We start from the raw sequence: 26,857 nt of genomic DNA on the forward strand, positions 1-26,857 counted from the left end.
TTAGTCATAAGGTGTCAAAAGGAACTTTTGACACCTACCTCATTTTATGACATAGTAGATAAATTCATAGACGAGCAATTGGGTTAATTATGAATAAGACAGTAAATCAGGATAAGGGGTGCTTATGCATAAAGTTCTTTTAGCAGATGATGAACCAAGTATAACTGAGTCAATGAAAAGTATCATTCCCTGGAGCGATTATGACATGGAAGTCTGTTATACGGTTAATTCCGGTCATGATGCTTATAATCTTATCAAAGATAAGGATATTGACCTTGCGATTCTTGATATTAGGATGCCGGGCTATAGCGGGCTTGATATAAGCAAGATGATATTTGTTAATAATCTCAAGACCAAGGTTATCATTGTAAGCGGATATGCGGAATTCTCCTATGCTCAAAAGGCTATTACTTATGGGGTTCTGGGGTATCTTTTAAAACCTGTGGAATATGAGGAGCTTGAAGTCCTTCTTCTTAGGGCGCAGCGAATGCTCTCAAGTGATGAAGGCAGGGACCTGTCTGCTGATTTCATGAATTATATTGAAGAAAACAATACTGCCATGATGGAATCGTATTTAAAGGATCAGGGGCTTGGCTGCGAGCAGTATTATATTGCTTCAACCTATGGCAATGTCGCTTCACCTGTGGATCACGGAATATCTTTTTCCATAGGAATAGGTCAGAATATATACATATCAGATAAAAGCTATACCGAGGCGGATTTTAGCAGCATCACCTATGCAGGGATCGGATTATTCCCTACAGCCGTTAATATCGCTTCTCTTCGTCATGCGATCTATGAATGCGGCGCCATGTGCTTTAACAGCTTTATGAATGGTGAGGATGAGAAGGCTTCCATTGTGTGTTCGAGCTGCGCAGGCTTTGAAAAGACAAGTCTGTATAAGTCTATTACTTCCGCAAATAGCTTCAATGAAAAGGATAAGCTTATCGTCCTTCTGAATAACCTAAAAGAGCCAAAGTACAGGTCTCAGATGAACATAAACTCTACTATGAGGCTTAATAATCTTCTGTTTTCAAATACTCAGCTGTTCCCAAATGGGCAGGATTACTATATTTATAACTATAAGCAGCTGATCCATGACTACTCTTCATTCGATAACCTGATTGACAGTCTTGTTTTTCATCTTGGGGATGCTTCTGAAATAATAGAGGATGATAAGAGCTTTAGTAATACTTATTTCCTTAAGATAATGAAATATATCAACACTTATTACAATGAAAACCTGTCTCTTAAGGATGTGGCTGCTGTTGTTAACTTAAACCCTAACTATGTGAGTCAGCTTTTTAAGAAAAGTTCGGGATCAACTTTTTCACACTATCTTACAAATCTTCGAATAACGAATGCCAAAAAGCTGATCTCTACTACTAATACATCAATAAACGAGATCGCTTCACAAACAGGGTTTAATGATTATTTTTACTTTTTAAAGACATTTAAAAAGATGACCGGGAAGACTCCTAGTGAATATAGGGCTAATCCGGAATAAAGGCAGAACTAATCTCGAACAATAATAAGGATAATTTTAATAAAAACAGGGATCTGTGAATTGTCACTCACAGGTCCCTGTTTTTGAGGTCATATCGAAATGATACTCATTCCTTTATATAAAGATGTTCAAGATCTCCGTCTACAAATCCTGTAGATATACCCATATATCTGTTCTTTAAGTCTTCTGCATGCTTGCCTTCATCAAGATATCTGAGCATTACCTGTATTGCATCTTCTAATACATCGTCCCATTCTGCAACCTGCTTCCATGAAAAGGATGAATCTGCGCAAAAATCTGCTTCTGATGCCCAGTCATCGTCTTCGGGATCGAATGATGATGCTACTACCAGTTCGATGGACCATGAACAGTTACCGTCTTCATAGATATTAAAGCAAAGGCCCTGGCCTTCAGGAAGTCCTTTTTCTATAACAGAGTTGATCCATTCTTCAAATTCTTTGTACATATATCTTTAGGTCTCCTTTTAGAAAATTATTACGAATTTTTAATTGCAAGATATGTTTAAAATCACGTAGTTTACGATAAACTCCTACCGTAATTCTATGTCATGATAAATGTATTAAATATTACTTAATGATAAATATGATCAAGAATATCATCACAGAGTTTGCTAAAAAAATATAATTATTAGTCCGATATTAATGTATCTCCCAAATAATTAATTACTCGCTCTACCAGTTCAAACCATTAGTCACTTGCGGCATAAGGTTATGAGGTTAATATGACTACAGACCAGATCAAGAAACAATTGGAAGAAATGATAGCGCACGCTGTATATCAGGCCATTAGCGATCCTATAAATTCAGATATGTGGACTGCTTTCAGGACCTGCCTTCAGGATGCTGAAAACCAGCTTGCCAATATGGGTAAGCCAAAACCCAGTGCTGCTCCCAAGGTAGATCAGCTAACTGCACGTATGTTTTGCATCTGTGTTAAAGTGCCGGTTGTTGACAGCCAAAAGCGCCCTTCTCTTCTTCCAAATGATATGAAGGATCTGATAAGCCAGTCTTTTATGCTTGTACGCGAATACTGCAAGGAGATCGTAGGTCGCGAATTAAACTGGTGCAAACTTAGCTTCTCCACCGGTCACGGAGATCTTATTATCATGTCTAATGGCGCTGATAAATGGAATGATCTTACCTTTGGTGCATGGGCATCAAAACTCCAGAACTACTGTGTTAATAACAATAAGCCTGTAGAAAGCATGTATTTTTATGTAAGATTCGCTCCGGATGAAGCGTTTGATAATGACAAGAGTCCTGATGCTCTGAATAAATTTATGATGCTGGAAACCGGCTTTGAAAAATGGTACTCATCAAAATGAGGTAGGTGTCAAAAGCGGTGTCATATTTCCTTCAGACAATACGCTTATGCGGCTGGTTGCTCTGGACATGGCTGTATATAAGCGGTGTCTGGAGAGTTTGTCGTCAGGATATCTGGATGAATCTGCATCCGGAATTATTACGCTGTCAAATTCAAGGCCTGCGGCATGGGCAAGCTCGATCAATATAGCGCCTTCTTTTGGAAGCTTCTTATCACCTGTGATGACTTCAGGAGCTTCTTTTCCCAGAACCTCTCTTACATAGTTAAGGCTCTTCTTGTTCTGACAAACCAGTGCGCAGAGGCCTTCTTCGTTAGTACTCTCTTTAATGGTTTCTTTGAGGACTTTAATATACTCCTCATTAGTGCAGGCCTTGATCACAGGTTCTGTGCCTTCTCTTTGAACGCTCTGGGTCTCAACTCTGATCTCCTCAGGAAGTAGTGATGTGAACAGACTAGTTATCTCAGGAGATGATCTGTAGCTTGTAAGAAGGGATATAGTATCTGTGCTCTTCTTATCAGTTGAGAAAAGATCTTTGAGTTCGTTAAAAGTAACTGTACCTGGGCGTATTGCCTGGAACTCATCGCCAAGCAGCATGAATTTAGCTCTTGGGAAGAATTTTTTCAGGATCATCATCTGAGCCTTAGTATAGTTCTGCACTTCATCGACCATACAATAACGTGCGTTACGGTCACACATGCCTGTAAGGGACATTTTAAGGTAGAACCACTCTATTGCAGAAGGGCTGTGACCTATGAGGCGTTTGGAAATGGCATCATAATTAAGCCATCCGCAGTTTCTGATAGTCTTTAATGCTCCGCCATAATCGTTTTCAAGCTGATTCTCTGCAGCCTTTTCTTCTCCGGGCTGCTTCTCGTGATTGTCTCTTTTCCTGTTTTTAAATACTCTTCTGGCTCTTGTTTCAAGCTCTGTAGCTGCAACCTGAACGAGTCTTACTCCCATAGGGATGGTCTGCGCGAACTTCTCTACAACAGACTGGACCTCTTTGGCTGATAATATCAGTTCATCCTTTTGGTATACAGGAAGGAAATCACCGTCGTCAGGTATGAGGAGTGAGAGCATGTCGTCGATTGCTTCAAGGTCCCTTCCGTCAGTTGCTGCAGGATTCTTGTCTGCCATAGGGATACTGCAGGAATCCATGAATTCCTGCCATGTGAGTGTATTTGGATTAGACTCGCCAAGGTCAGGAAGTACACTATCGATATACTCACGGAAAACAGGGTTTAAGGTGATCATATATACCTGATCCGGGCGAAGATTCTCTCTTTGTTTATAGAAAAGGTATGCGATTCTCTGAAGTAGAACTGATGTCTTACCTGATCCAGCGATTCCTGATACAAGGAGCGCAGGTACATCGGGATGTCTTATTACTGCGTTCTGCTCTTTCTGAATGGTTGCGCTGATAGACTGCATCTTGTCTGAACGCTGCCTTGAAAGCGATCTTAAAAGGAGCGGGTCTTCAATTGCAATCTGCGTGTCAAAATATGAATTGAGCTTATCTTTATCAAGATCAAACTGGCGTCTTAGCTGAAGATCAACGTCAATTCTGTTACCGTTAACTTCATAGAAGGTATGTCCGTTCTCCTGATTATAGTAAACTTCTGCGATCGGGCTTCTCCAGTCAACTACTATCGGTGTAGCTCCATTTTCTGACATTTCAACGTTACCGATATAGTAGCTTTCAGGCTCTTCTGACGGGTCGAACTGAAGCTGTATCTTTGCAAAATAGGGAGCCTTTAATAAAGACTCTATTCGGGTCTTTTTGTTCCTGAGTGCTTCGCTCTGAACGTTGTAAGTATCAATATATCTGTTCCATACTTCAAGCTCGCCATAAGTTTCCGCCTTGGTCTCATCATCAGCAAAGTCGAGTCTTATATTGTCTCTGATGTCATTTTTTTCTTCTGTTGCCTGATTATCAAGGCTTCTTATGTCTTCTTCAAGCTCGTTGTTCATCTTAAGAAGCTTTTCGTATGTAGTTGTTAAATGTTCCTGTTCTAGTTTAAAGATATTTTCTTCCAAATTAACCTCTTTTCTTACTAAAAGGCCTTAGCTCCTCTTAATATAATCGGAACTTAGGCCCATATTGATAACCATTATTTAGAATGGTTCAATTTCATATATCTGTTCCAGGCAATGATCGCACCTGCGAACTTAAAGTCGCCTCTATCCATCATCAGCTCGACTTCTTCAAGTGAAAAGAGCTTTTGCTCTATTACTTCAAGTGGCTCCAGATTTCGATCTTCCTTCGTATGGCAACGGGCGGCAAAAAGATGAACGACTTCGTCAGAATATCCCGGAGATGGATATATATATCCTAATGATATAAGCTCGTCTGCAATGTACCCGGTCTCTTCATATAGTTCGCGTCTGGCGGATTCTTCCGGCGTATCATTTTCATCAATCGCGCCTCCCGGGAACTCCAGATCCCAGTCTTTAAAGGGATAGCGATACTGTTTTAGAACGCATACCTTGTCCCCGTCTATTATTGGGAGTACATGCACTCCTGCTTTCATTTCAACATAAGAATATGGACCAACTTTGCCATTTCTCTCAAGGTGGTCCATATGAATCTTAAATCGTCCTATTGATGTTATTTCTGAATCTATTACTTTGTACATTCTTGTCCGTTTCTAATATCGCATTTATATCATATGTTATTTTTTGATACCCCAAATATACTTCTGCATTTTTGAATTATAAAAAGAGGAAATGAATTCAATTCATCATATCAAAAAGAGATACTTGTTCAAATGGTGAATTTTCATCAAACATCATATCATCATCTTCGCTATTTGAGGAGGTTTCTTTTTCCAGATTAATTAAATCATTTTCGTGACCAGCTGATTCTTTTTCATGATCAGCTGAATAATCGAATTCATCTGTAAGATCAAGAGTTCTATTAGTTGCAGCAAGGACTCCTGCCTGAATCTTCTTGATGCCCCATGAGTTGTAATAGTGAAGCTGCGAAAGTAACGTGCGCATTTTATTTATGGAAGAAGCACCTATATCTTCCAGATCTATATAGAGTATTCCATTAGTATCATGTGCGCTATACCCCTTAGAATTAAGGATTTCGATAACCTGATTCTTGTCCATGCTTCTCCTCCTTGCTTATTAGCACTTTTTTCACGATCAATGTGAATTTGGCACTAATCTCCCATCTCTTTTCCTTTTTATATTCTATCACTTTTTCTCGCATGGTTCGACTAAATCAATAATCCAGGCACCCTCTAAAACTGTAAAAAGATCCACTCCAACTTCCTGCATGTATTTCATTGCTATTAAGCTGAATTAAATCCAATGATCAGCCGATATATTATTCTGAATGAAGCGCATTTTTTTATACATATGACTTACCTGTTCTCAGGAACAAAGTGACAAAATATATAACTTGTGGAGAAATAGATGGGCTCAGATAATTCCAACAAAAGTGATCTATCCAGAGTTATCATATTAGATCTTATATTAGTCATAGCATTCTCAGCCTGCATTATCATCACCACCCTTATGTATGGTAATGAGTCTAATAAAGCTGCGCAAAAATATGTATCTTCAAGCGCGTTTTCTTTGGAGCACGATCTTGAGATACAGGATTTTGAAAAGTGGGATCTCATTCTGACGGATTTCGTGAACTATTATGATATGGATGCCACTGTTTTTGATAAAAACGGTAATATCACGTACTTATTCGTTCGCGGTGCCATTAACTCGTCAGATGCTATTTCTGAAACTCTGAAGATAGGAAATACCGGTTATTCTGTCACTGTTTCTGCTATCCCTAATGAAGTTACCATCATTGATAATAATACTGTATCTGTTTCCCTAAATATACTTCTTATCAACGTTTTCATAGTTATCATTCTGATCGTAACCTCTTTTGTCCAGTCCTATAGAAATCAGATCGTCAGGATGGCTACAATTGACGAACTTACAGGCATTTCCAACAGAAAATCTTTCATAGAACGTTATGAAAGATTGAATACTAAAGGCAAACTTAAGAATGCTGCCATATTCATGATCGATGTTGATAAATTCAAGGGAATCAATGATACAAGCGGTCATGCATCAGGTGATGCTGCTCTCAAATATATTGGACACAGGTTAAAAAAGCTTGAGAATTCCGACATGATAGCGGGAAGATGGGGCGGTGATGAGTTTATCGGTATTATTGCGTCAGAAAACGATGACCCGGTCAAGCTGGCAGATAATGTACTTAGCAATCTGATGGAAGATGTCAGAAAAGCAGAGATCATAAAGGGATTTACTATTTCTCTTAGTATAGGTGTCGCTAAAGTTCTGGACGGCACTAAAATAAACGTAAATATGGAGAGAGCTGACGAAGCCCTGTATGTTTCCAAGAATAATGGCAGAGGAAGGCTATCTATTTATGATGATCTGTCTGATAAAAAAACAGATGCTATTCCTGAATCAGGCAGTATTGCCTCTTTGGCAGATTCTTCTACTGACACTTGCACTGCGATTGATAACGTTAATAAGCTGATAAACGAAGAATCTATAGCTGAGTCAGACAAAGCCGACGACGCTAATAAAGACAGATTCTATGATCTGCATTATGAAGATACTTCCCTGGCACATGAGGATGCAAAGATTTCCCAGCAGATACTTAGCGGTATCATAGATGGTGTTAATCACATGATTCCTTTTGCCCTTGGCGGCGGTGTTCTTATAGCTATTGCTTTTCTGACTGATGCAGCAAGTATTGATATCAGTACTCTTGATGTTAATGAGCTTAGCAGCTTTGGTACTATAACTGATTTCGCTGCTTCATTTAAGTCTCTTGGAGATCTTACTTTTAATTTCATGTTCACGGTTTTCTCTGCATTTCTGGCTATGTATCTTGGCGGTTATGAAGCCTTTGTTGCCGGCTTTATGGGTGGTTACATGGCTTATTCGGGTGGTGTAGGATTCATTGGTGCTTTTTTTGCGGGAATAGCTGCAGGATATAGTGTTAAGCTCATGAAGAACTTTGTAAAAGAGCTTCCGGATCACTTCAACACTATTTCTTCTCTTATTATCTATCCTGTACTTAGTCTACTTTTGATAAACCTTATGATGTATTACATCATCAGTCCTTTGTCCAATATATGTAATTCTACACTTACAGAAATGCTTGAAGCCTTCTCACATTTAGGAAAGCTTCCTCTTAGCATAATAGCCGGTTCTATGATGGGCTGCGATATGGGTGGACCTGTTAACAAGGCTGCATATTATTTTGGAACCAAAGCTCTTAACAATAAAGAATACGATGTCATGGCCTTTATTATGGCTGCAGGCATGACTCCTCCTTGTGGTATAGCACTTTCGACTTTTCTTTTCCCAAACAGATTTACTAAGCCTGAGCGAAGAAGAAGCGGTATCACATTCCTTATGGGGCTTGCCTTTATAACAGAGGGGGCTATTTCATATTTACTTGCTGATGTGATAAATGTAATGATCTCCTGCATGATCGGTTCAGGGGTTTCGGCTCTTTTATCTGAAGTTTTTGGTTGTACGCTGATGGCTCCGCATGGCGGCATTTTCGTTTTCCTCATAGCGGGAAAACCTGTTTTGTATTTCATTGCGATCATGATAGGTAGCCTTGTAACTGCCATTATTCTTGGTTATATGAAGAAGGTTAAGGATATGAAGGTCAAAAACAGATTGAAGCTTCCCGGAATCCTTATGCTTATAATATCTCTTGTTATGTTTACCGGGTGCGCCAGAACTGATAACAATACTAATAATATACAAGAAGAACCGGGCCACTATACCTTTGCCTATACCTGTATGGATGGGAGCAATCCTTATTTTGAAGTGATATTGGAAGAAATAACTGAACTTGTTGAAAGCAGAGGCGATACACTTGTTGTGTTCGATGGTCAAAATGATATCTCAAAGCAGCAAACCCAACTTGAAGATATGGCTTATCGTAAGTATGACGGAGTTTTCCTGAATCCTGTAGATTCTGAAAAGGTCATAACTCCTCTTAAAAAAATAAATGAAGCGTCTATACCAGTTGTATGTTTTGATGCCCAGGTAGAAGATGCCTCCTACATAGACAGTTATATTGGATCTGATAATTACAATNCGGGTAAGGTCGTTGGTGAGGATCTGGTAAAACGTGTTCCTGATGGAGGGTCTATCATTATACTTGACTCTCCTGCTACAAGATCCGCCAAAGACAGGGTTGAGGGTTTTATCGACTCTATCGAAGGTACGGGATTTGATATTTACTCAATGTATGACTGCGGCGGAGATGAAACAAGGTCCTATGAGGCTACCAAAAAGCTTCTTGGCCTTAACAGCGAGATAACTGCTATCTTTGCAGAAAATGATCCTACTGCACTTGGGGCTTTGAAGGCTGTTAATGAGCTCGGATACACAGATTGCATTATATACGGCGTAGATGGCTCGCCTTCCATTAAACAGGAACTTGCCAAGGATGATTCGCCTGTCAAAGGAACCGGGGCCCAGTCTCCTGTATCCATTGCCAGAAAGGCGGTGGAAATAATGTATAGCATACTTGATGGGGAAAATGTAGAGAAGACTTATACGATAGATACTTATCTTATTACTTCTGAAAATATCGGGGATTACGATATAAAAAGCTGGCAGTAACTGCCAGCTTTTGACTTATATTTCTATTATCTAATTAACATATTCTTTATGAGTCTTGATAAATAGCCTGATCTGTCTGATTACACCTTGTTGATATTCCCCTTGGCGATCATCTCTTCAACCCAGAGGCGAAGGGATTCTACAGATGCTGAAATCTTGGAAAGCTGCGCCTGGATATTGTGGAAATCTTCAAGCTCATCATCTCCGATCTTGCCATCTGCTGTGATCTCAATAAGACGCTCCTTCTCACGATTCATGTTGTTGAGTGATGCAAGCATCTCAAGTACGATCTGTGACAGCTCTTTTTTAGGAATTGCAGGAACATACTGCTGTCCAATAGGGCATTCATGTGAACAAAAGTAATTGTTTATAGATGGATTTTTATAATATTTAGCCATCATCAGAACTTCATCCGGATGTGGCAGTGATTTCTCATTCTCAATTTTCTCAAGACGATCTGCTGATATGCCTGTAAGTTCAGCAGCATCCTCTCTTGTAAGATCAAGTGACTCTCTACTGGTCATATAAAGGTTCTTGTTTGGTCTTACTGATTTCTTACCCATAGTCTCTTCTCCCAACTAAATAATTTCATAGTGATTTGTAATCACACATAATAATAGCATACTTTTCATGGTTTACAAACAATAATAGGGGTGTTATTATGAACATGTTCATTTAAAACGATATTGCTTTTATTCATAAAATAAGGAGATTATATATGCCAAAGATCATCATGCATCTTCAGGAGCAGATAATAATGCAGGCTGAGAAAATGCTGGTTCAGGACGGGCCTGAAAAGATCAGTATCAGGGGCGTTGCCAAGGCTTGTGGTATAGCGGTTGGGACAATCTATAACTACTACCCTACCAAGGATGCGCTTATTGCTGACCTTATCCTTCACAGGTGGTCAAGGTCCAAGGATGATATCTACAAATCGCTTGATGGTGTTACAGATCTTTTTTCAGGGTTGGATATCATATATGAGGGCATATCACAATTCATAGTGGGCAATCGTAATGTATGGCGTGCAACTGCTGTATCCAAGCAGTTTTCGCACTCTTATGCAGAATATCATCAAAAGCTTTCGGGCGAAGTCTCTATTCTGGTGTCTTATCTTCTTATAAGGCTCCCTAAGGAAAAAGACAGGATATATGTAAAATTTGGTCAGGAGGGCGCAGATGCTTTTATTTCTGAGAACATTCTTCTGTGCTTTTCCAATAAAAATATAAATATGAGCGTGCTTAAAGCTGCGCTTTCATAAAGGGTAAAGGAGATTTTTCATGAAAATAGTACTTGCGGGTGCATACGGACATCTTGGCGGAGATATTCTTAAGGCACTTGAATCTAAAGGACACGATATTGTCGCGCTTGATTTTAACGAGCGTCCTATTGCTTTTAGCGGAAATGGCACTGTCACATTCAAGGCATGCGATGTTACCAAAAAGGATATGCTTTCAGGCCTCCTCGATGGCGCTGATATTGTCATCTCCACTGTAGGTCTTACCAAGGCTTCTAAAGAAGTTACAAGTTACGATATCGACTTAAACGGTAACCTCAATATTCTTGAGGAAGCTAAGAAGGCGGGCGTACCTAAATTCGTATATATTTCTGTTATTCATGCTGATGAGCATCCGGAGATTCCTCTTCTTGATGCCAAGGCTAAATTTGAAAAAGCGCTCAAAGAAAGCGGTCTTGAATACATTATCTATAGGCCAACAGGTTATTTCTATGACATAGTGCACGTACTTAAGCCCATGGTAGATAAAGGGGCAATAAATCTTCTTTCAGGCAAGCCCGGTGTTGCAAATGTTATAGCGACTGAGGATTTTGCTGATTATATTGTTGATCACCTTGACGAAAAGAATAAGACTATTTCTATCGGGGGAACTGAAACCTATAACTACGATGAGATTGCTCAGATGTGCTTCGAGAGTGCTGGAAAACCATGTGTTATCAAAAGAGCTCCTGCATTTTTGTTTGATATCCTTATCTTTATCAATACTATAAAAAAGACAGGAAAGGCAGACATCATCAAATTCAGCAAATTTACTCTTACCGGAGACCTTGTCGGTGAGGTCAAATATGACAAGCAGAGTTTTTCAAAATTTATAAAGGAGTCTTTTAACTAAAATGAACTTTCAGGGATTACTTGTTTTATTTATTGTAGCTTTAATTTTCTGTAGTGTTGGATTTTATAAGTTTGTATATTTTATGTCTGTAGGATATGGTCTTGCAGTTGCAGCTATCGGAGTTGCTCTTTTAGTCTTTGGTTTTAATGACTACTCTACTATGGGTATTGTTCTGGGTTCTGTTTTAATGATCGTATATGGTTTCCGTCTGGCAGGATTTCTTATGTACAGAGAGCTCAAAAACGGTGCATATAAAAAGGTTCTTGCAGATGCCTCAACAGGCACAACGACTTTATCTTTTCCTATAAAAGTTTTAATGTGGGGAGGTATGGCTCTTTTGTATGTGCTTCAGACGTCTCCTCTTTTCTTCAGGCTTGATAATATGGTAAATGATAATACCTTTATCTATGCGGGATGTGCAATTTCTGCTTTGGGAATCGTTATAGAGACTCTTGCAGATATTCAGAAGAGCAATCAGAAGAAAGTTCGCTCAGATATGGTTGCAACCAAAGGACTTTACAGCGTTGTAAGATGTCCTAACTATCTTGGTGAGATCCTTTTCTGGACAGGTGTATTTGTTGAAGGTATTACTGCTTATGCAAATATCCTTCAGTTTATCTTTTCTTTTGTTGGATATATTCTGATCCTGTATGTTATGGTTGATAGCGCTAAGAGGCTTGAGATCAAGCAGAATAAGAATTACGGAAGCAAGGATGAATACTGGGAATATGCAAATAATACTCCTATTCTCTTTGCATTTATTCCTTTGTATCATTTATCGAAAGTGGAAGACTGATTCAGGCTTTGCCTGTTTTTTAAATAGAAATTAATCTATCTACTTCTATATTAGTGGATACTTCCTGTATCTCTATTTCAATATGATTATTATAAGGTTAATATAATATGAATAATAATACTACTTCAAATAGCGTGGCTATAGGGGATGAATATAAGAGTTTTACAATAACGCTCGCTATGGTTGATGCTATGCCTGTCATTTTGTTCGCAGCTACATGCGTTGTCATCGGCTTAATATTTAATAATTTAATATTTACGATCGGTGCTGCCCTGACCATCTTGGGTGGCATTTGTAAGGTATTGTGGAAACTTCTTATTGCAGCCATTCATAAGGATGTACACTTTTTGAACAGACCGCTTTTTATTGTCCTTATGCCTATTGGTTTCTTATTGATGATCCTTTCTGTTATTATCCGTGGATCTTCGATTAACTGGGCAAACGTTTTATCTTCGGTTTTTTCTTTTCCTTCTATTATATTTTTTGTATTGGGAATTTTAGGACTGACAGCTATGACTATATTCTTCAAAAAGCATGATAAGACAGATGTCAGGAATAACTGGATCGAGCAGCTTACTAACTGTTTTGCACAGGCTATGTTCTTGGTTGGGGTTATCATTACATGCAGGTAATGGTCATAAATTGCGGGATATAATTTGTACATGTATAGGAGTTCATGGCTGAACTTCTATTTACCAATTACAGGATGTAGTTTCTACATATTCTAATATTTTGACAATGTTTCCGCCATATCCTTCGGAAGTTCTGCATCAAATGATAGTCTCTTGCCTGTGACAGGGTGAAGGATTTCCATATGAGATGAATGGAGGGCAACTCTTTCCATTCCATACCAGTCAGGAAGGTCACTTCCATATAGGCCATCGCCCAGAAGGGCATGGCCTATTGATTTCATATGAATCCTTATCTGATGTGTTCTTCCTGTTTCAAGACGGAGTCTAACAAGAGCAAATCCATCATTTGTTCCACTTTTTATCTTCTGCTCCACTACTTCATAATGAGTAATAGAAGGATCTCCGTCTTCTCTTATTGATCTTACCATTTTGACTCCGGGAGCAAGGCCTATAGGGCTGTCAACTATTCCCTTGGGGTTCTCGAATACTCCACTACATAAAGCCAGATATTCTTTAACCTTGATTCCGTTTAGGCTCTGATCGTTCAGGCTGTTGGCTGAGTATCTGTTTTTTCCAAAGACTATAAGACCTGAAGTCTCTCGATCAAGTCTTCCAACAGGTCTGATCACATGATTTTCCCCATTTTGCTTAAAGTGCCAGGCGATATGATTGGAAAGAGTGCTGGTAAAGTGGTTCTTAAGAGGATGAACTATTATTCCAGCCGGTTTATTTACTACGATTATGTCTTCATCTTCATAAACGATGTTTAGTTCGCCTTCCATAGGGACTATCTGAGCTGATGCTTCAGTGTTCTCATGAATAGATACATGCAATAATTCTCCCACAGAAACCTTATAAAGAACGTTGACGTGCTTACCATCAATTAGTATTCCATCTTCAAAAGCTTTGGCATGGCTTATTTCACGGCGCGATAAATGAAGCTGGTCTTTAAGTAGTTCTTTGACCAGCTTTCCCTCATCTTCCTTTTTTATTTTGTAATCAAGGTTTCTTACTGACAATTTTAGTTACCTGTTCTCTGTTCTTTTTAATTGGAGTAGTGTTTGATTTGAAAATACTATATTTCTATTTTAGTCATTAAAAAACAGTATATTTAATGAAATTATTGCATACATTAAATATACTGTCTAATATTAAATTATCCTATACATTATGTGATGAAACAGATTTTTTTACAACCTTTTCATTCTTACCAAATAATCCTGAAAATTTATGGAACGCATGCTTCTCAGAATATGAAGAATTATCTTCGATACAATGAATGACTATATCTTCAACCTTTCTTTCTGGCTCAATATATGGTCGGAATTCATAACTATCGATATTGTCTATCATGAATTTCATGTATTCCAAATTCATACATATGAGTAGGCATTTGTTATGCTTAAGAGCATGCGCTGCTTCTATCTGATGGTCATCTACATGTTCGCCATACTTACGAAGCCTTGGAACAACTATAACCGGCTTATTCTTTCTAAGACCAGCCATTATAGTACCGACTCCACCATGAGAGATCAGTAATCTACACCTATTGATACAATCTTCAAACTGAGGACGATCCATAAACATAAATGTCTTACAGTTTTTCGGAATATATGTGCAATGACCATATTGTATTACGAATTCTTCTTCCGGCATCATGGCTGCAAGCATCTCAATCTGCTTCATGAGCCTGTTCATTTGGAACTTCTGAGTTCCGACTGTAACAAAAATCAAAATATACCGCCCCCCACAATCGCTTTATCATACTTCTGTGCTATCTCTGACCATTGCACAATGAATGTGTTAACATGCTTGTACAGTAACTTACCAGTAAGGGATAATTCATTGACTCTGGCAAAAGATTCAATGAAAATAACCTTCTTACCCATCATCTTGGCAAGTCGGCAGAATGGATATGATATCAAAGCGCCTGTGGAAATAACAACTTCCGGTTTTTCCTTGATCAATATATAAACAGCCTGGAAAAATAAGAGAATAAATTTAAAGAGAAAAAGAACCTCTCTTCTATTCATCTGAGGAACATAGTACTGAATTTCCTCGACTTTACCATATTTCTGAAAATTATTCTTCTCGGTTACCCAACAGCAATCATATCTCTCTGTAATGCTTTTGAGTCTGGTCAACTCCTCCATGTGACCACCTGAAGATGCTACCAACAATAACTTCCTCATATCATCTCTCCCCTTTTCAACCCATTAACGAACGAATAATTTCCCCAAGTAGCGTATAATTAATACCGGTAAATCATAGCAAATGTACTATCATAAAAACTATCATATTTTTTGATTTTTTTGCTGCGTTTCCGTGTTTGTGAATTATACAAATAATATACTATAGCTTGAGTTATTTTTTTGTTCAATAATATGAGTCTTTTTTCAATTTCAGATTACATCAGTATTTCATGACTTTTCTATATGCTTTTATAAGCACTGGCCTTACAGGTCTTAAGATCATCCAAATCTCGTGAAAAAATCTGTATAAAGAATTTGAACACGAGTAGAGTTTCCCTTTTCTGATAAATCCTTCAGCATAAGCTAGCATATGATCCATACTAAGAGGTCCTTCTATACCTGTCTGACTTTCACCAAGAAGATAAATCCCCGTTTTATCAACATGATGTACAGAATGTGTTACGTATATGCCTGTATCTCTCCTATAAAGGCATATATCTCCTCTTTTAAGCTTCCTGTCAATCTTATTAAGAATAAGACTATCTCTTCCTCCGACAAGGATTGGATACATACTAAAACCAAACGGTGTCAGTTTGACTTTTTTACCTTCTTTAAGGCCTTCAAGATATATAGGCATCCATGCATCTGTATGGATCATCTCATCACGATTCCCCGGTTGCTCCATCATGACAAGATTACTCCGGCGCTTTTAGCGTTTTCTATAAACTCTCCAAGATCTTTAGATGCAGTCTGCATATCTATATCGTACTCATCCATTATGGCTACTAAGAGCTCGTCAAAAGTCTGATCTTTTTCTTTTAATGCATTTATTATAAATAGTGCTGTATCGTTAAGATCCATCATCTTATTTACATCCATAAGCTTTGAACCGGTAGGCACTAGAAATGGCTGCCCCGATACTTCGCATACTGAAAATTCAGTATTAAGTTTCATAAGAACTCCTTTTCTTTTGATATGACATATGGTGACAGTTTCCTGCCACCATATGTGTCCTAATAATCAGTTTAAAAAGTGATTACCATATACGGCCATAGCTAGGCTGACATGGATTATAGCATGGGTTCCAGCATGGATCATAGCAATACTGCTCTTTGTTACTGCCTGTATTATAATCAGGACAAGCATATACACCTTCAAGTGTACCATTCATGGAAGCTTTAAGCTCAGGTTTTACATAAGCCTTCTTCATACTCACTCTCTCCCCTTTCCGAGTTATTTAGAACGGTAACTATCATAGCAACAAACCATGCTACAATCAAGGAAAGAACAGCATTCTATCATATTTGTAAGATAATTACCTCAAACTGTTTTTTATCTATAATATTGCCCAAATTACATATCTCCAAATACAGCATTTTTTAGTACATATGCTGCTTCCGGATCCATATTGCAGGAAAGCTCATAAATACTTGCTTTCTCAACGATAGTCTGTGTTACACTTGCCACCTTCTGTGCCATTTCTTCACAAAGCGATTCAGAAAAAGTTGAAGAAAATACATAGCTTATCTTCTCACGTATATCAGGTACCCGAACGGTATTTTCTTTAGCCTGTTTTAAAAAGACGATAGCACCAAGTTCTACTTCTGTGTTTATATATTTACCTGATGACCCGCACCACGGAAGACCGTATACATACAATTTCCCGTCTCTTTCGCGGCACACAGTAACATCTCCGTCAAGGACTTTGCATCCAAGCTCTTTTTCCCAAAGGCCTGCCTGGGTACTCTTTCCTGTGCCTGATGATGCAGAAAAGACCACAGCCTTATTGTTATAGATCACAGAAGCTGAGTGGATAGACATTGCATCTTCAAAAAGGATTCTGTTATAAAATATCTGCTGAAAAGCTCTAAATACCACGTTCCTCATCATAGACAGATATTGCTCTTTACCAATCTTCCGGGCAAGTGATCCATACGTTTTATCGCATAAGTATATATTCGTCGTACGGAATTTATCATTACTTTTCATCAGCCTTACCCCAAGGTGATGCTTACCGGGATAAAACATCTGCATTTTATCCTTATCGCGATAAAATGAGAAATCGCCAATGGAAGTTCCTTTATCAAATAAATATCTGGCAAATATAGGATTATATTCGATCACTCTGATCGTCATGTCAGTTTTACGATTTCCATCGTATATAAAGTCCGAGAACCTTTCATGCAGATACTCAGATCTGCCATGAAAATCAATAACGAAATCAGCTATTTTTAATTTAACCAATATCTTTCACCTTAACATTCCCGTCTTCTAAAACGAATTCTCTATTGCAATAATCAAGGACACTCTTTCTATGTGTTATCAGTATGCATGTAGGCCTTGGTGTAAGCTCAGAAAGGCTTTTGAGAAGCTGACTTTCCGTGTTTTCATCAAGGGCGGATGTCGCTTCATCCAAAACAACGAAATTAGATTTTCTTATAAGTGCTCTTGCAAGACCAAGCCTTTGTGCCTGTCCCTCCGAAAGGCCTACGCCTTTTTCCCCAATAACTGTATCAAGGCCTTTGGGAAGCTTTTCAACAAACTCTCTGCATATTGCCATATCAAGTGCTTCCCAAATCTCGTCGTCTGTAGCATCTGGTTTTCCTATCTGGATATTCTTCCTGATGGTTCCGGAAAAAAGAGTATTACCCTGTGGAACGTATGATACAAACTCTCTTACTGTGGCGCTAAGCTGCATCTTGTTTCCAAAAGTATCGTAATAGCATATTTCGCCAGATGAAGGATTTATGAAATTCATAAGGAGTCTTATAAGCGTGGTCTTACCTATTCCTGATTCACCAACAATACCAACAAAATCTCCCGGCTTTATATCAAAGTTTACATCTGTAAAAATATAGTCTTTGTCATAAGCAAATGAAAGATCCTTAACAGATACCCCCATTGATTCCTTGAGATTTCTGTCTTCCAACTTATATTCCATTGGAATTTCCTGAATATCCATTACTCTTCCTGCAGATGCGAAGATAGAAACAATTCCCGGAAGTTCACGCATAATAGAAACAATTGGAGCCTGAATTCTTCCAAACAATGTCAGAAATAATGTCATGGTTCCAAAAGTTATCTGGTTCTTCGAAATCTGATCTGCAGCATAAATAAAGGCAAACATGTATCCCAGCTGGAATGTTCCACCCATGACCATATTCGAGCCGGCAGCCAGTTTACTTTTCTTCCAAACCCAGTGAAATCTGTTGCTACGNAAGTTCTGCAAGGTCTTCCGAAAATCTGTCCTCACTGGAAAAAGCCTTAACGACAAGTATATTAGCTAGGCTTTCCTGTATAAATGACCTGTATGCTGTCTCAGATTCCTGCACTTTAACCTGATATCTCTTAAGTCTTCTTCCCAAAATATATGCAAGAACCATTCCTATAGGTGTAAGAAACAATGCTGAAACCGCAAGAAATCTGGAGTTTTTATATAAAGTGAAAAACACAAGTACAAGTTCTATCATAAAGACAATAATATTAGGGATGACCCTAACCATTCCATTAGCAATGTTAGCTGCATCCGATGTCATTCTGGTCATCATATCGCCCGTATGAAATTTCTGTGTACCAAGCCATACAGATCTTATGATCTTATCGTATATCTGTTTACATATACCAAATGTATACTTTTCATACAGCATTGCTGCTAAAAGATCTGCAACAATCTGTCCAATAAGCATTATAAGGATAGTCGCCACAAAAATAGCAATCGATATTTTAGTGATTTTTCCATCACCAGCCATATCTATGATCTTCTGAGATATGATCGAGTATTCTATACCGACATAAGTCAATATAATACTAGCTGCCATAATGGCAACTACTCGTCCGATATATGGCTTTGTGTAGATAAAAAGCCATTTAAAATAGTCTCTTCCCCTGTCTTTTTCTTTCTTGAACTTTTTGTAATACTGTTTTAATTTCCCCATTTCTTAACCTCTTTCAAAACCTAACGAAATTGTTATCTCCTACCATTTTGTAATACTGCTCTTCAAGTAATAATACGCTTTGAGCGGCATTACCCCTTTATTAGACCACTTGAACTTTAAAACAAACAGGCCCAGATTTATTCTTTTGTGGATCATTCCCTTTTTTTCATCGTAATATGGAATAGTCACAGATTCTTTTTCAAGAGATAGATATTTGCATCTATTGTCTGCAATTCCCCACTTTTGTCCGAGTTTTATATAGTCCTCAAAGCTCTTTTGCGGATCTTCTTTGGAAAAAGAGTAAGTCTGCACGCACATTCCAATGAATGGTGAGAAGCTTCCGTCTTTAAACAGATCCATCTGGAGCTCAACTGCTCCGTCCCCGCTAAGAACTTCACGCATCTGATCTATTATAGACTCTTCTTCTATATTTCCCCTTACGTCTATTAAATCCTTTTTTAATCTTTCAGGGTCATTTTGATAGATCTTTTTACAATCATGGTCAAGAAGCCATGCGATCCTCATTGGCGCATCTTCTCTGACATCAGAAACTCCCTGATATAATGGCTTCCAATTGCCGGGAGCCTTGTCATAAGCTTTTATAGCCACATCTATTCTATCTTCCTGATGGATGGCAATACAAAAATCCTTTATTCTTTTTTGGTTCGTGGAAACAGTATGATCATCCGTATCATATGGTACAAAGCCATACGCCGGCAACTTTGTTTCTCCCACTGAAACATCAAATTCAAAGCAGACCTCATTACAGTCACCATCTCTTACAAGCATTTCCTGATAATGCTTAATGAGTTCTTCTTTTGGCTTTAAGTGGTTCCCCACAATATTTATCTGTTCTGGTAACTCCTGAGCATAATATCCAACAGTAAAATCCGCGTAGGGTTCGCCTGAAAGTGGAATCTCCAACTCATATATGGGACATGAATCAACCAGATATGTATCTCTTACAATAGTTCTGATACCCTCAGATGCATCCTCCATCCCTGTAAGAGCGCGTCCCCTGCCGTTTTCAGAAAACAGCTTCCACATAAGTCTGAAACTTGCTTCTGCATAGTCAGCAGCCTTATTCAATTTTTCCCCCGATAATTCCATTCAATTCCTCCAATGGATAGTATATAATTTAACCAAAAGCCCATTATGCAGTGAGGTACACTATGGTTTTAATGATTATTGACGATGATAGGGATATTTTAGAGATCAACAGAAATCATCTTACAGATGAAGGATATAAAGTCCATACCTTTCAGACGGCTGATGATGCCATATCTGCGCTTAAACAGATTCATCCGGATTGCATCGTTCTTGATATTATGATGCCCGGAACAGATGGCCTTAGTGCCATTAATGTCATCAAAAAATATACAGATGCCCCAATTATTCTCCTCTCCGGGCTGGCTTCAGAAGACAATCGTGTTGAAGGGCTTATGTCCGGCGCTGATGACTATATGGTAAAGCCCTATAGCTTAAAGGAACTATCCGCCAGAATAGGGCTTCAGATCAAAAAGAAAAACATTACAAAAGCAGCTAATACAATAACATATCCGCCCCTTCAAATCAAGCTTTTAGACCGCAAGGTCTTCTATAATGGCGACGATGAGATCATACTTGCTAACCGCGAATTTGAGCTTCTTTTGCTCCTTACCCAGAATCCCGGAGTCGTTATTCCTTTTGAGACAATTGGCAAAAAAATCTGGGGCATTTATCAGGAAAGCGATCGAAGAACTATAATGGTTGTTGCAAGTCGTCTAAGAAAAAAGCTGGAGAGCTATGGCGGACTTATGAACTGCATAGAGACAGCATATGGAAAAGGCTACAAATTCATTATTCCAAGATAGGAAGTGCAAAATGAACGATAACTCAAAGAAAAAATATGATGCACCATCTCTGGCGGTAGAGGAACTTTCTAAAGGATTATATGAATCCAATCTTAAGCTTGGAGATATCAATAAAAAGCAAAGAGAGTTTTTTTCAAACATCTCCCATGATCTGCGTTCACCAATTGCTGCTATCCGTAGTGCAATTGAATATCTTGAGGAAACTCCTGATATTGGCATAGAAGAACGCGAAGATCTGTATAAGCTTATAGACAAAAAGGCCGCATCGCTTGAATATATGATAGATGAAATATTTCTTCTATCCAAGTTGTCTACAAATAATGCAATAGTAAAGCCGGTTCCTCTTCCCTGCGGTAATTATCTGGAAGATTTTTTCTTTACAAACCAGGCGGATTCAAAATTTAATGATGTGGATCTTGTTCTTGATGTACCTATGAACTTCGAACATGTTGTTGAGATAGACCCTAACTATTTTGACAGAGTCTTGAACAATCTCTTTGATAACGCTCTTAGATATCTTGGAGAAGACGGAAAGATAACGCTCGGTGCAAAAGTCGATGACTCTAATACACATGTGATCATATCTGTCACTGACAACGGCAAAGGAATCGATGCGTCTAATATTGATAAGATTTTCGATAGAACATTTACAGGAGATGTCTCAAGAACTCCTTCCGGCAAATCTGGGGCTGGCCTTGGCCTTTCCATTTGCAAGAAGATCGTAGAGATTCATTCAGGAGAAATTACCTGCAGATCAAAAACAGGCAGCGATCATGGCACTACATTTGCCATCACACTACCCCTTTTGCAGTCTTTATAACTGCTTTTATCACGTTTTTGGTGGTCTGAGTCACAATGTAGTATGCATACTGCATTGTGATTTCAGACTTTTTGAATAATCTCAGCGAGTTTTTAACATTATCGTTACTCAGGATCTCTTTCATCCAAAGTTTTTTATCTTCCAGGCTCCATTTATACTTAGCCATAAGGTCATACTTTTGTCTTAGATAAAAAACGATCCAGTATCTGTTTATCTTTTTCTTATATTTTTCAAACAAGCCTACACGCTTCATTACGTCAACATAAGTTTCATAGATCAGATTTCGATTTGCCATTTCTTTTTCGCAATCGGAGATCNTTTTTTCCTGAACTCTTGAAAGAGTATTAACGCTCTGATAGCAGTAGTAGATCAGCTTATCATCTATTACGTTGACTTTACTTGCATATCTGAGATAATCCAGCGTAAAAACAAAGTCTTCTCCAAGTGTTATATCATTTCTAAACCTGATACTGTTATTACGTATAATCTCAGTTTTAAATATTTTATTCCAAATGACACCAAAATAGTGATGTCCGGGATCTCTAAGCGTATCTATAAGATACTTGTTTCTGGTAACAATTCCTCTTTTTTGAAGGCTCTTTATAGGATAGCAATCGTTATATACAACACGAAGATAATTACAGATACACATATCGCAGTCCCCGCCTTCCAGGGCGTCTACCATTTTTTCTAAAAATGTATCTTTAGCGTAGTCATCTGCATCAACAAACATGACATATTTTCCTGTTGCCTTTTCAAGCCCCAGATTTCTAACTTTTGAAACGCCTCCATGGACAGACTTAAAATATTTGAAGCCGGGTATTCCCTCATATCTTTTGCAGATAACAGGGGTGTTATCTGATGACCCGTCATCTACTATGATTATTTCCTTTTCTTTATAAGTCTGTTCTAACAAAGACTTTATGCATCTTTCTATAGTCCTGCCTGAATTATATGCAGGTACGATTACTGTAACCAGATTCACTTTTATAAACTTCCTTGAATATATTAAAGAATCTTTGAATTCTTCATCATCTTGATCCTGTACTGGGATCCGGCAATCTTATCCTTGACGCCGTAAACTTTATTTCCTTTTGTAAGCTTAAAGTATATGGTCCTAAAAGCTCTGTGTATCCATGCTATTGGTAACAGAAAATGATACTTTTTGCAATAGGAATATTTATCATCAATGTCTTTGGCAGATGGAAATAAGGCTTGCAATATCCTGTGTTCNTTTTTTTCTCCTGTTTCTTTTTTGCCATTAACATATGGGGACAGTATTCCCAAAAGGCTGTAACTGGATCTGTCAGAAAGATCTTTTTTTCCAACAAATACTATGTCATATAAAAAAGCCTTCTCATCTTCAGGATATACCCTGTCGACCTTTGGAAGAACGCTTTCATCCATTCCAAAATATTCTATGCACTTGGTAAAATATACTGTGCAGAACTTTTCAAAGCCCATTTCTTCAAATACTCTGTAGAATCTTTGAAAGTCTATATCATCTTTATAGCGATTAACAAACAAGGCTATATCGATGAAGTATCTGCTCTCTATGCCTTCAACAATGTAATGCTTGATTATGTGAAACATCTGCAATATGAGATGCTCTGTAGGCCCAAGTGTCCAGACCGTTACATCGTCTGTTATCGGGGCCTGTATAAGTGTATCTGCATCATCCAGCTTTTCTTTTATGAGGATATCTATATTTTCTCCATGATAATCTTCCCATAATGTGTAATGTGCTTCAATCTTGAGGCCATTATGGGAATAAAGCTTAACGTTATTCTTGCTGTCAGCTTCGTTATAGCTAAATCCAAGCCTCCCTGTCAGGATTTCATGTACTTTGTCCTTATCTTCCGGGGATAGCTTAAGATCGAGATCCCTGCTGTATCTTAAGAAAAAGTCAGGATATAACGCCGCAAGCACGTATCCTTTTAAGACAATTGCCTTGATGCCTTCTTCCTGAAAACAGGAGATAACATTCTTAAACTCCGAGAATTTATTGTAAGAATCAAAAAACTCTTTTTTGGCTGCTTTGTTCCACTTATCCATAAGGCTCTCTTCAACTTTGAAAAAAGCAGGATCTTTATTTACTGCATTATTGAGTAGTACGCCGCACTTATTTAGCCATCCAAGAGCTATAAGAGTCCCCCAGTCACATTTATCGTAAGATATTTCTGGTCTGATGCCATCTACTGCATATTTCTGCAGCCTGATGAACTGTTCAACCAGTAATAATTTGTCTTTTTCCATCTTAACTCCCCAATACTACCCTTCATATCAGTACACCACTGACAGAAAAACGTTTTCTGTCGCCTCTGTGCAGTATTTTTTATTCTTTTACAATAAAATAAACTTGATATTTCTTTCACTATAATATAATATTGTTTCGTCAGAAAAAACAACTGGTATGAAAAATTAGTTTTAAAAAACGGGGTTAATGATGAACAAAGAAACAAAAATTAATTTGATCAAAAAAATTGATGTCACAGATATGGCCGGGGATAAGGTCATGATTGATTTTGAAAGTGGCAAATACTTCCTTCTCAGAGGCACAGCAGTTGATATCTGGGACAACATCCAGAAAGAGACCACTGTGGGAGAGCTTGTAAAGACTCTTCTTGGTATTTATGAAGTAGATGAAGAGACATGTCTTAGCGGCACAGAACAGTTTCTTTCACAGCTTGAGGAGGCTAATTTTATTTCTTTAACTTAAACCGGACAGGATGATTCTATTATGGAGAATACCCGAGTAAAGGTCAGCATAATAGTTCCTATCTACAACGTTGAAGACTATCTCGAAAAATGTCTCGATTCCTTAACATGACAGACGCTTAAGGAAATTGAGATTCTGGCAGTTAATGATGGCTCTATAGACGGCTCACTGAAGATACTTGAAAGATATTCAGAAAAATTTTCAAGTATTGTTGTTTTATCCAAAGAAAACGGTGGGCTTTCTGATGCCAGAAATTATGCATTCCCATACATACATGGTGAATATGTTGGATTTGTCGATTCAGATGATTACGTTGATCCTACAATGTACGAAGTAATGTACAATCGCGCTGTAGCAAGTTCTGCAGATATTGTAGAATGTAATCTTCATCACACTTTTGACAATTACGAGGATACCGAGATAGGCAGGCAAATTCATGATAAGAGCGAACTTATCATGAATGGCAGATCCGTTGTTTGGAACAAAATTTACAAAACTTCATGGCTTTTGGAGACTGGCGTCAGGTTCCCAAAAGGGCTTATTTACGAGGACGTTAACTTCTATTGCAAGATAGTTCCTTTTCTTGGCAGGATTGAATATGTTGAAGAACCCTTTGTCCATTACGTACAAAGAGGCTCTTCTATAAACAATTATCAAACTCTGAAGACTATGCAGATATTTGATATTCTTGACGATATCTACGCATTCTATGAAGAAAAGGGATTTATGGAAGAATATAGGGATGCTCTTGAATTCCTGTACACGAGAATTCTTCTTTGCAGCTCCTTGTCACGAATGTCCAGGATCAAAGATCCTTCAGACAGAAAAAAGGCAATAAAGGCCAATTGGGATAAGCTGGTAAGTACGTTCCCTGATTGGAAGAATGGACGGTATCTTAAGGAATATAATGGAAAAAATGCAAGATTTATGAAAGCCATGAATCCGTTAACATATTCTCTTGCAGGTTTTCTACTACCAATACTAAAAAAATAGCAGCTATCGATCTTTGATCGTAGCTGCTATTTTTTAATCATTTTTTAACAGTCCAAGCTCATCCATAATGTGAATCCTTCTTTCACCAACATCTATCTTCTCTCCGATACTGTAGAAATCTTCTTTATGGTCTTTTCTTCTAATCAGGTACTTAATAGCTCTGTGTATCCATGCAAACGGAAGAAGTACTGGATATTTTCTTGCATATATATATGTTTTTGGTAAAGCATCAAGTGATGGAAATACCATTGAGAGCTTTCTTTTAAGGCCCGTTTTAGGTGCCTTTGCTTCGCCAGTAAAATAGGCTTCCATTGCGCCCATGATCTGCCATCCAGCAACCTTGTCCTTGGTTATTCCAACTTTAAGAAGGTCCAGTTTAAGATCTTCTACGCTATGATCCAGTGTATAAGCATGATTTTCAAAAACCTTGTCTGTCATTTTAAGCTCTTTTATACAAATTTGGAAAAAAGCTTCTACAAACTTTGTATATCCAAGTGATTCGATATGTTTCCAAAAAAGGTCAAAATCTATATCATTACAATATCTGTTCACGAAAAGAGTTGTATCTATCAGATATCTTATTCCGATACCTTCAAGACTGAAATGTTTTATAATATGGAACAATTGGTATACAAGGTGCTTTTCATAGCCAAGTGTATTAACTTCTATTCCGCATGCAGTAGTCCTTATATCCGTCTGAGGGCTGCTAAGCTCCATCTTATTAAGAATATCTATTCTTGGTCCAGTATAGTCCTCCCAGAGCCTTGTATGAAGTTCTACGACATGGTTTAATGCCTCATTAACATATACCTGAACGTGAATCTTGGAATGCTCTTCATTTTTTACATATCCGCAATCTGTCAATATTTTTTCGGCTTCTTCCTTTTGCGCTTCACTTACAAGGATATCGCTATCGGCACTGGTTCTTTCTGCATATTGAGGATACAGATCAGCCAGTAATAAACCTTTGAAAAATGTTAGCCTGATTCCCCTTTTTTCAGCTTCCTTGCAGATAGTCTTAATCCCATGATTTTTGGTCAGTTCCCTGAACATTATAGTACGGACAAATGCGCCATAATCAGCTATTACTTCTTCTGATATACATTTATTGTGATCGTTGTACTCCTTTATAGGTTTGTACAAAAACGCAGATAAGGAGTTATCCCCAATCATTCTTTTAAGATTGTTATAATCCAGATCTTCTTCGTAACTTCCACTTTCAGGTATATCATTTCCATATATGTGGGATCTGCACAGCATAAAAAGCTTATCGATAGTTGTAGTTCTCATAAATAGCACC

General features: G+C 38.1%; 28 protein-coding genes and 1 pseudogene. 11 read left to right on the forward strand and 18 right to left on the reverse strand.

Features of this window, described 5'->3' with window-relative positions:
* Positions 1–124 precede the first annotated feature (124 nt).
* Complete coding sequence (locus tag WAA20_RS20560) at positions 125–1,507, forward strand: response regulator (protein WP_073386902.1); 1,383 nt, start codon at positions 125–127, stop codon at positions 1,505–1,507.
* 106 nt (positions 1,508–1,613) lie between these two features.
* Here WAA20_RS20560 and WAA20_RS20565 read toward each other — a convergent pair whose 3' ends face one another.
* Positions 1,614–1,973, reverse strand: coding sequence for a hypothetical protein (locus WAA20_RS20565; protein WP_073386900.1), 360 nt, complete (start codon positions 1,971–1,973; stop codon positions 1,614–1,616).
* Between the two features lie 276 nt (positions 1,974–2,249).
* Here WAA20_RS20565 and WAA20_RS20570 point away from each other — a divergent pair, with 276 nt between their 5' ends.
* A complete protein-coding gene (locus WAA20_RS20570; RefSeq protein WP_073386899.1) occupies positions 2,250–2,852 on the forward strand; it encodes a hypothetical protein in 603 nt (200 codons plus the stop codon).
* Here WAA20_RS20570 and WAA20_RS20575 read toward each other — a convergent pair.
* The 3 genes from WAA20_RS20575 to WAA20_RS20585 all read right to left on the reverse strand — a co-directional run bounded on the left by WAA20_RS20575 (position 2,844) and on the right by WAA20_RS20585 (position 5,966).
* Positions 2,844–4,889, reverse strand: a complete 2,046-nt coding sequence (locus tag WAA20_RS20575; protein ID WP_073386897.1) for a UvrD-helicase domain-containing protein — start codon at positions 4,887–4,889, stop codon at positions 2,844–2,846. The genes WAA20_RS20570 and WAA20_RS20575 overlap by 9 nt on opposite strands.
* 74 nt (positions 4,890–4,963) lie before the next feature.
* Positions 4,964–5,488, reverse strand: a complete 525-nt coding sequence (locus WAA20_RS20580; protein ID WP_073386896.1) for an NUDIX hydrolase — start codon at positions 5,486–5,488, stop codon at positions 4,964–4,966.
* 97 nt (positions 5,489–5,585) lie between these two features.
* On the reverse strand, positions 5,586–5,966 hold the full coding sequence (locus tag WAA20_RS20585; RefSeq protein WP_073386894.1) for a hypothetical protein: 381 nt from the start codon (positions 5,964–5,966) through the stop codon (positions 5,586–5,588).
* 309 nt (positions 5,967–6,275) lie between these two features.
* Between WAA20_RS20585 and WAA20_RS20590 the strand changes: the two genes are divergently transcribed.
* Positions 6,276–9,488 (forward strand): fructose-specific PTS transporter subunit EIIC, encoded by a 3,213-nt coding sequence (locus tag WAA20_RS20590; RefSeq protein WP_338802811.1) that lies wholly within the window; start codon positions 6,276–6,278, stop codon positions 9,486–9,488.
* An 80-nt stretch (positions 9,489–9,568) separates the two neighbouring features.
* Here the strand turns inward: WAA20_RS20590 and WAA20_RS20595 are convergent, their stop codons facing one another.
* Entirely contained in the window at positions 9,569–10,051 is a 483-nt protein-coding gene (locus tag WAA20_RS20595; RefSeq protein WP_073386892.1) for a helix-turn-helix transcriptional regulator, read from the reverse strand.
* Positions 10,052–10,206: 155 nt separating this feature from the next.
* Between WAA20_RS20595 and WAA20_RS20600 the strand changes: the two genes are divergently transcribed.
* The 4 genes from WAA20_RS20600 to WAA20_RS20615 all read left to right on the forward strand — a co-directional run bounded on the left by WAA20_RS20600 (position 10,207) and on the right by WAA20_RS20615 (position 13,045).
* The gene (locus tag WAA20_RS20600; protein WP_073386890.1) at positions 10,207–10,749 is read left to right on the forward strand and encodes a TetR/AcrR family transcriptional regulator; all 543 of its coding nucleotides are present in this window, start codon (positions 10,207–10,209) and stop codon (positions 10,747–10,749) included.
* A gap of 19 nt (positions 10,750–10,768) precedes the next feature.
* The gene (locus WAA20_RS20605) at positions 10,769–11,617 is read left to right on the forward strand and encodes an NAD(P)H-binding protein (protein ID WP_073386889.1); all 849 of its coding nucleotides are present in this window, start codon (positions 10,769–10,771) and stop codon (positions 11,615–11,617) included.
* Positions 11,618–11,699: 82 nt separating this feature from the next.
* Complete coding sequence (locus WAA20_RS20610; RefSeq protein WP_338802814.1) at positions 11,700–12,413, forward strand: DUF1295 domain-containing protein; 714 nt, start codon at positions 11,700–11,702, stop codon at positions 12,411–12,413.
* Positions 12,414–12,520: 107 nt separating this feature from the next.
* Positions 12,521–13,045 carry a hypothetical protein gene (locus tag WAA20_RS20615; protein WP_073386886.1) on the forward strand — a complete coding sequence of 175 codons (525 nt, stop codon included), beginning with the start codon at positions 12,521–12,523 and terminating at the stop codon, positions 13,043–13,045.
* Between the two features lie 92 nt (positions 13,046–13,137).
* Here WAA20_RS20615 and WAA20_RS20620 read toward each other — a convergent pair whose 3' ends face one another.
* From WAA20_RS20620 to WAA20_RS20665, 10 genes are all read right to left on the reverse strand, one after another.
* Positions 13,138–14,064 (reverse strand): RluA family pseudouridine synthase, encoded by a 927-nt coding sequence (locus tag WAA20_RS20620; RefSeq protein WP_073386885.1) that lies wholly within the window; start codon positions 14,062–14,064, stop codon positions 13,138–13,140.
* 142 nt (positions 14,065–14,206) lie between these two features.
* On the reverse strand, positions 14,207–14,779 hold the full coding sequence (gene pssE / locus WAA20_RS20625) for a PssE/Cps14G family polysaccharide biosynthesis glycosyltransferase (RefSeq protein WP_073386884.1): 573 nt from the start codon (positions 14,777–14,779) through the stop codon (positions 14,207–14,209).
* On the reverse strand, positions 14,776–15,237 hold the full coding sequence (gene pssD / locus WAA20_RS20630; protein ID WP_073386883.1) for a PssD/Cps14F family polysaccharide biosynthesis glycosyltransferase: 462 nt from the start codon (positions 15,235–15,237) through the stop codon (positions 14,776–14,778). Before pssD ends, pssE begins: the two co-directional genes overlap by 4 nt.
* Positions 15,238–15,457: 220 nt before the next feature.
* Positions 15,458–15,925: a S24/S26 family peptidase gene (locus tag WAA20_RS20635; RefSeq protein ID WP_073386882.1), complete on the reverse strand. Its 468-nt coding sequence runs from the start codon at positions 15,923–15,925 to the stop codon at positions 15,458–15,460.
* Positions 15,922–16,191 carry a PqqD family protein gene (locus WAA20_RS20640; protein WP_073386881.1) on the reverse strand — a complete coding sequence of 90 codons (270 nt, stop codon included), beginning with the start codon at positions 16,189–16,191 and terminating at the stop codon, positions 15,922–15,924. The genes WAA20_RS20635 and WAA20_RS20640 overlap by 4 nt, the downstream gene beginning before the upstream one ends.
* Before the next feature lie 82 nt (positions 16,192–16,273).
* On the reverse strand, positions 16,274–16,447 hold the full coding sequence (locus WAA20_RS20645; RefSeq protein ID WP_167562696.1) for a hypothetical protein: 174 nt from the start codon (positions 16,445–16,447) through the stop codon (positions 16,274–16,276).
* A 143-nt stretch (positions 16,448–16,590) separates the two neighbouring features.
* Positions 16,591–17,481, reverse strand: a complete 891-nt coding sequence (locus WAA20_RS20650) for a hypothetical protein (RefSeq protein WP_073386880.1) — start codon at positions 17,479–17,481, stop codon at positions 16,591–16,593.
* Entirely contained in the window at positions 17,474–18,466 is a 993-nt protein-coding gene (locus WAA20_RS20655) for an ABC transporter ATP-binding protein (protein WP_338802817.1), read from the reverse strand. Before WAA20_RS20655 ends, WAA20_RS20650 begins: the two co-directional genes overlap by 8 nt.
* A complete protein-coding gene (locus tag WAA20_RS20660) occupies positions 18,450–19,172 on the reverse strand; it encodes an ABC transporter ATP-binding protein (protein WP_338802818.1) in 723 nt (240 codons plus the stop codon). The genes WAA20_RS20655 and WAA20_RS20660 overlap by 17 nt, the downstream gene beginning before the upstream one ends.
* Before the next feature lie 39 nt (positions 19,173–19,211).
* On the reverse strand, positions 19,212–20,282 hold the full coding sequence (locus WAA20_RS20665; RefSeq protein ID WP_073386878.1) for a hypothetical protein: 1,071 nt from the start codon (positions 20,280–20,282) through the stop codon (positions 19,212–19,214).
* Positions 20,283–20,344: 62 nt separating this feature from the next.
* On the opposite strand from WAA20_RS20665, the gene WAA20_RS20670 reads away from it, so the two are divergent.
* Both WAA20_RS20670 and WAA20_RS20675 read left to right on the forward strand, forming a co-directional pair.
* A complete protein-coding gene (locus tag WAA20_RS20670) occupies positions 20,345–21,025 on the forward strand; it encodes a response regulator transcription factor (RefSeq protein ID WP_073386877.1) in 681 nt (226 codons plus the stop codon).
* Positions 21,026–21,035: 10 nt separating this feature from the next.
* Complete coding sequence (locus tag WAA20_RS20675; RefSeq protein ID WP_167562695.1) at positions 21,036–21,845, forward strand: HAMP domain-containing sensor histidine kinase; 810 nt, start codon at positions 21,036–21,038, stop codon at positions 21,843–21,845.
* Here WAA20_RS20675 and WAA20_RS20680 read toward each other — a convergent pair.
* Both WAA20_RS20680 and WAA20_RS20685 read right to left on the reverse strand, forming a co-directional pair.
* Positions 21,817–22,830 (reverse strand): glycosyltransferase family 2 protein, encoded by a 1,014-nt coding sequence (locus WAA20_RS20680; protein WP_338802819.1) that lies wholly within the window; start codon positions 22,828–22,830, stop codon positions 21,817–21,819. The two genes, WAA20_RS20675 and WAA20_RS20680, sit on opposite strands and share 29 nt — an antisense overlap.
* Positions 22,831–22,853: 23 nt before the next feature.
* A complete protein-coding gene (locus tag WAA20_RS20685; protein WP_338802820.1) occupies positions 22,854–24,101 on the reverse strand; it encodes a nucleotidyltransferase family protein in 1,248 nt (415 codons plus the stop codon).
* Between the two features lie 214 nt (positions 24,102–24,315).
* Here WAA20_RS20685 and WAA20_RS20690 point away from each other — a divergent pair, with 214 nt between their 5' ends.
* A complete protein-coding gene (locus WAA20_RS20690; RefSeq protein ID WP_338802822.1) occupies positions 24,316–24,564 on the forward strand; it encodes a PqqD family peptide modification chaperone in 249 nt (82 codons plus the stop codon).
* 123 nt (positions 24,565–24,687) lie between these two features.
* Positions 24,688–25,557, forward strand: a pseudogene (locus WAA20_RS20695) (glycosyltransferase); the annotation flags it as partial.
* 33 nt (positions 25,558–25,590) lie between these two features.
* Here the strand turns inward: WAA20_RS20695 and WAA20_RS20700 are convergent.
* Positions 25,591–26,847 (reverse strand): nucleotidyltransferase family protein, encoded by a 1,257-nt coding sequence (locus WAA20_RS20700; protein WP_073386870.1) that lies wholly within the window; start codon positions 26,845–26,847, stop codon positions 25,591–25,593.
* Between the last annotated feature and the right edge of the window lie 10 nt (positions 26,848–26,857).

This window comes from Butyrivibrio fibrisolvens (assembly GCF_037113525.1).
Lineage (GTDB): Bacteria > Bacillota > Clostridia > Lachnospirales > Lachnospiraceae > Butyrivibrio > Butyrivibrio fibrisolvens.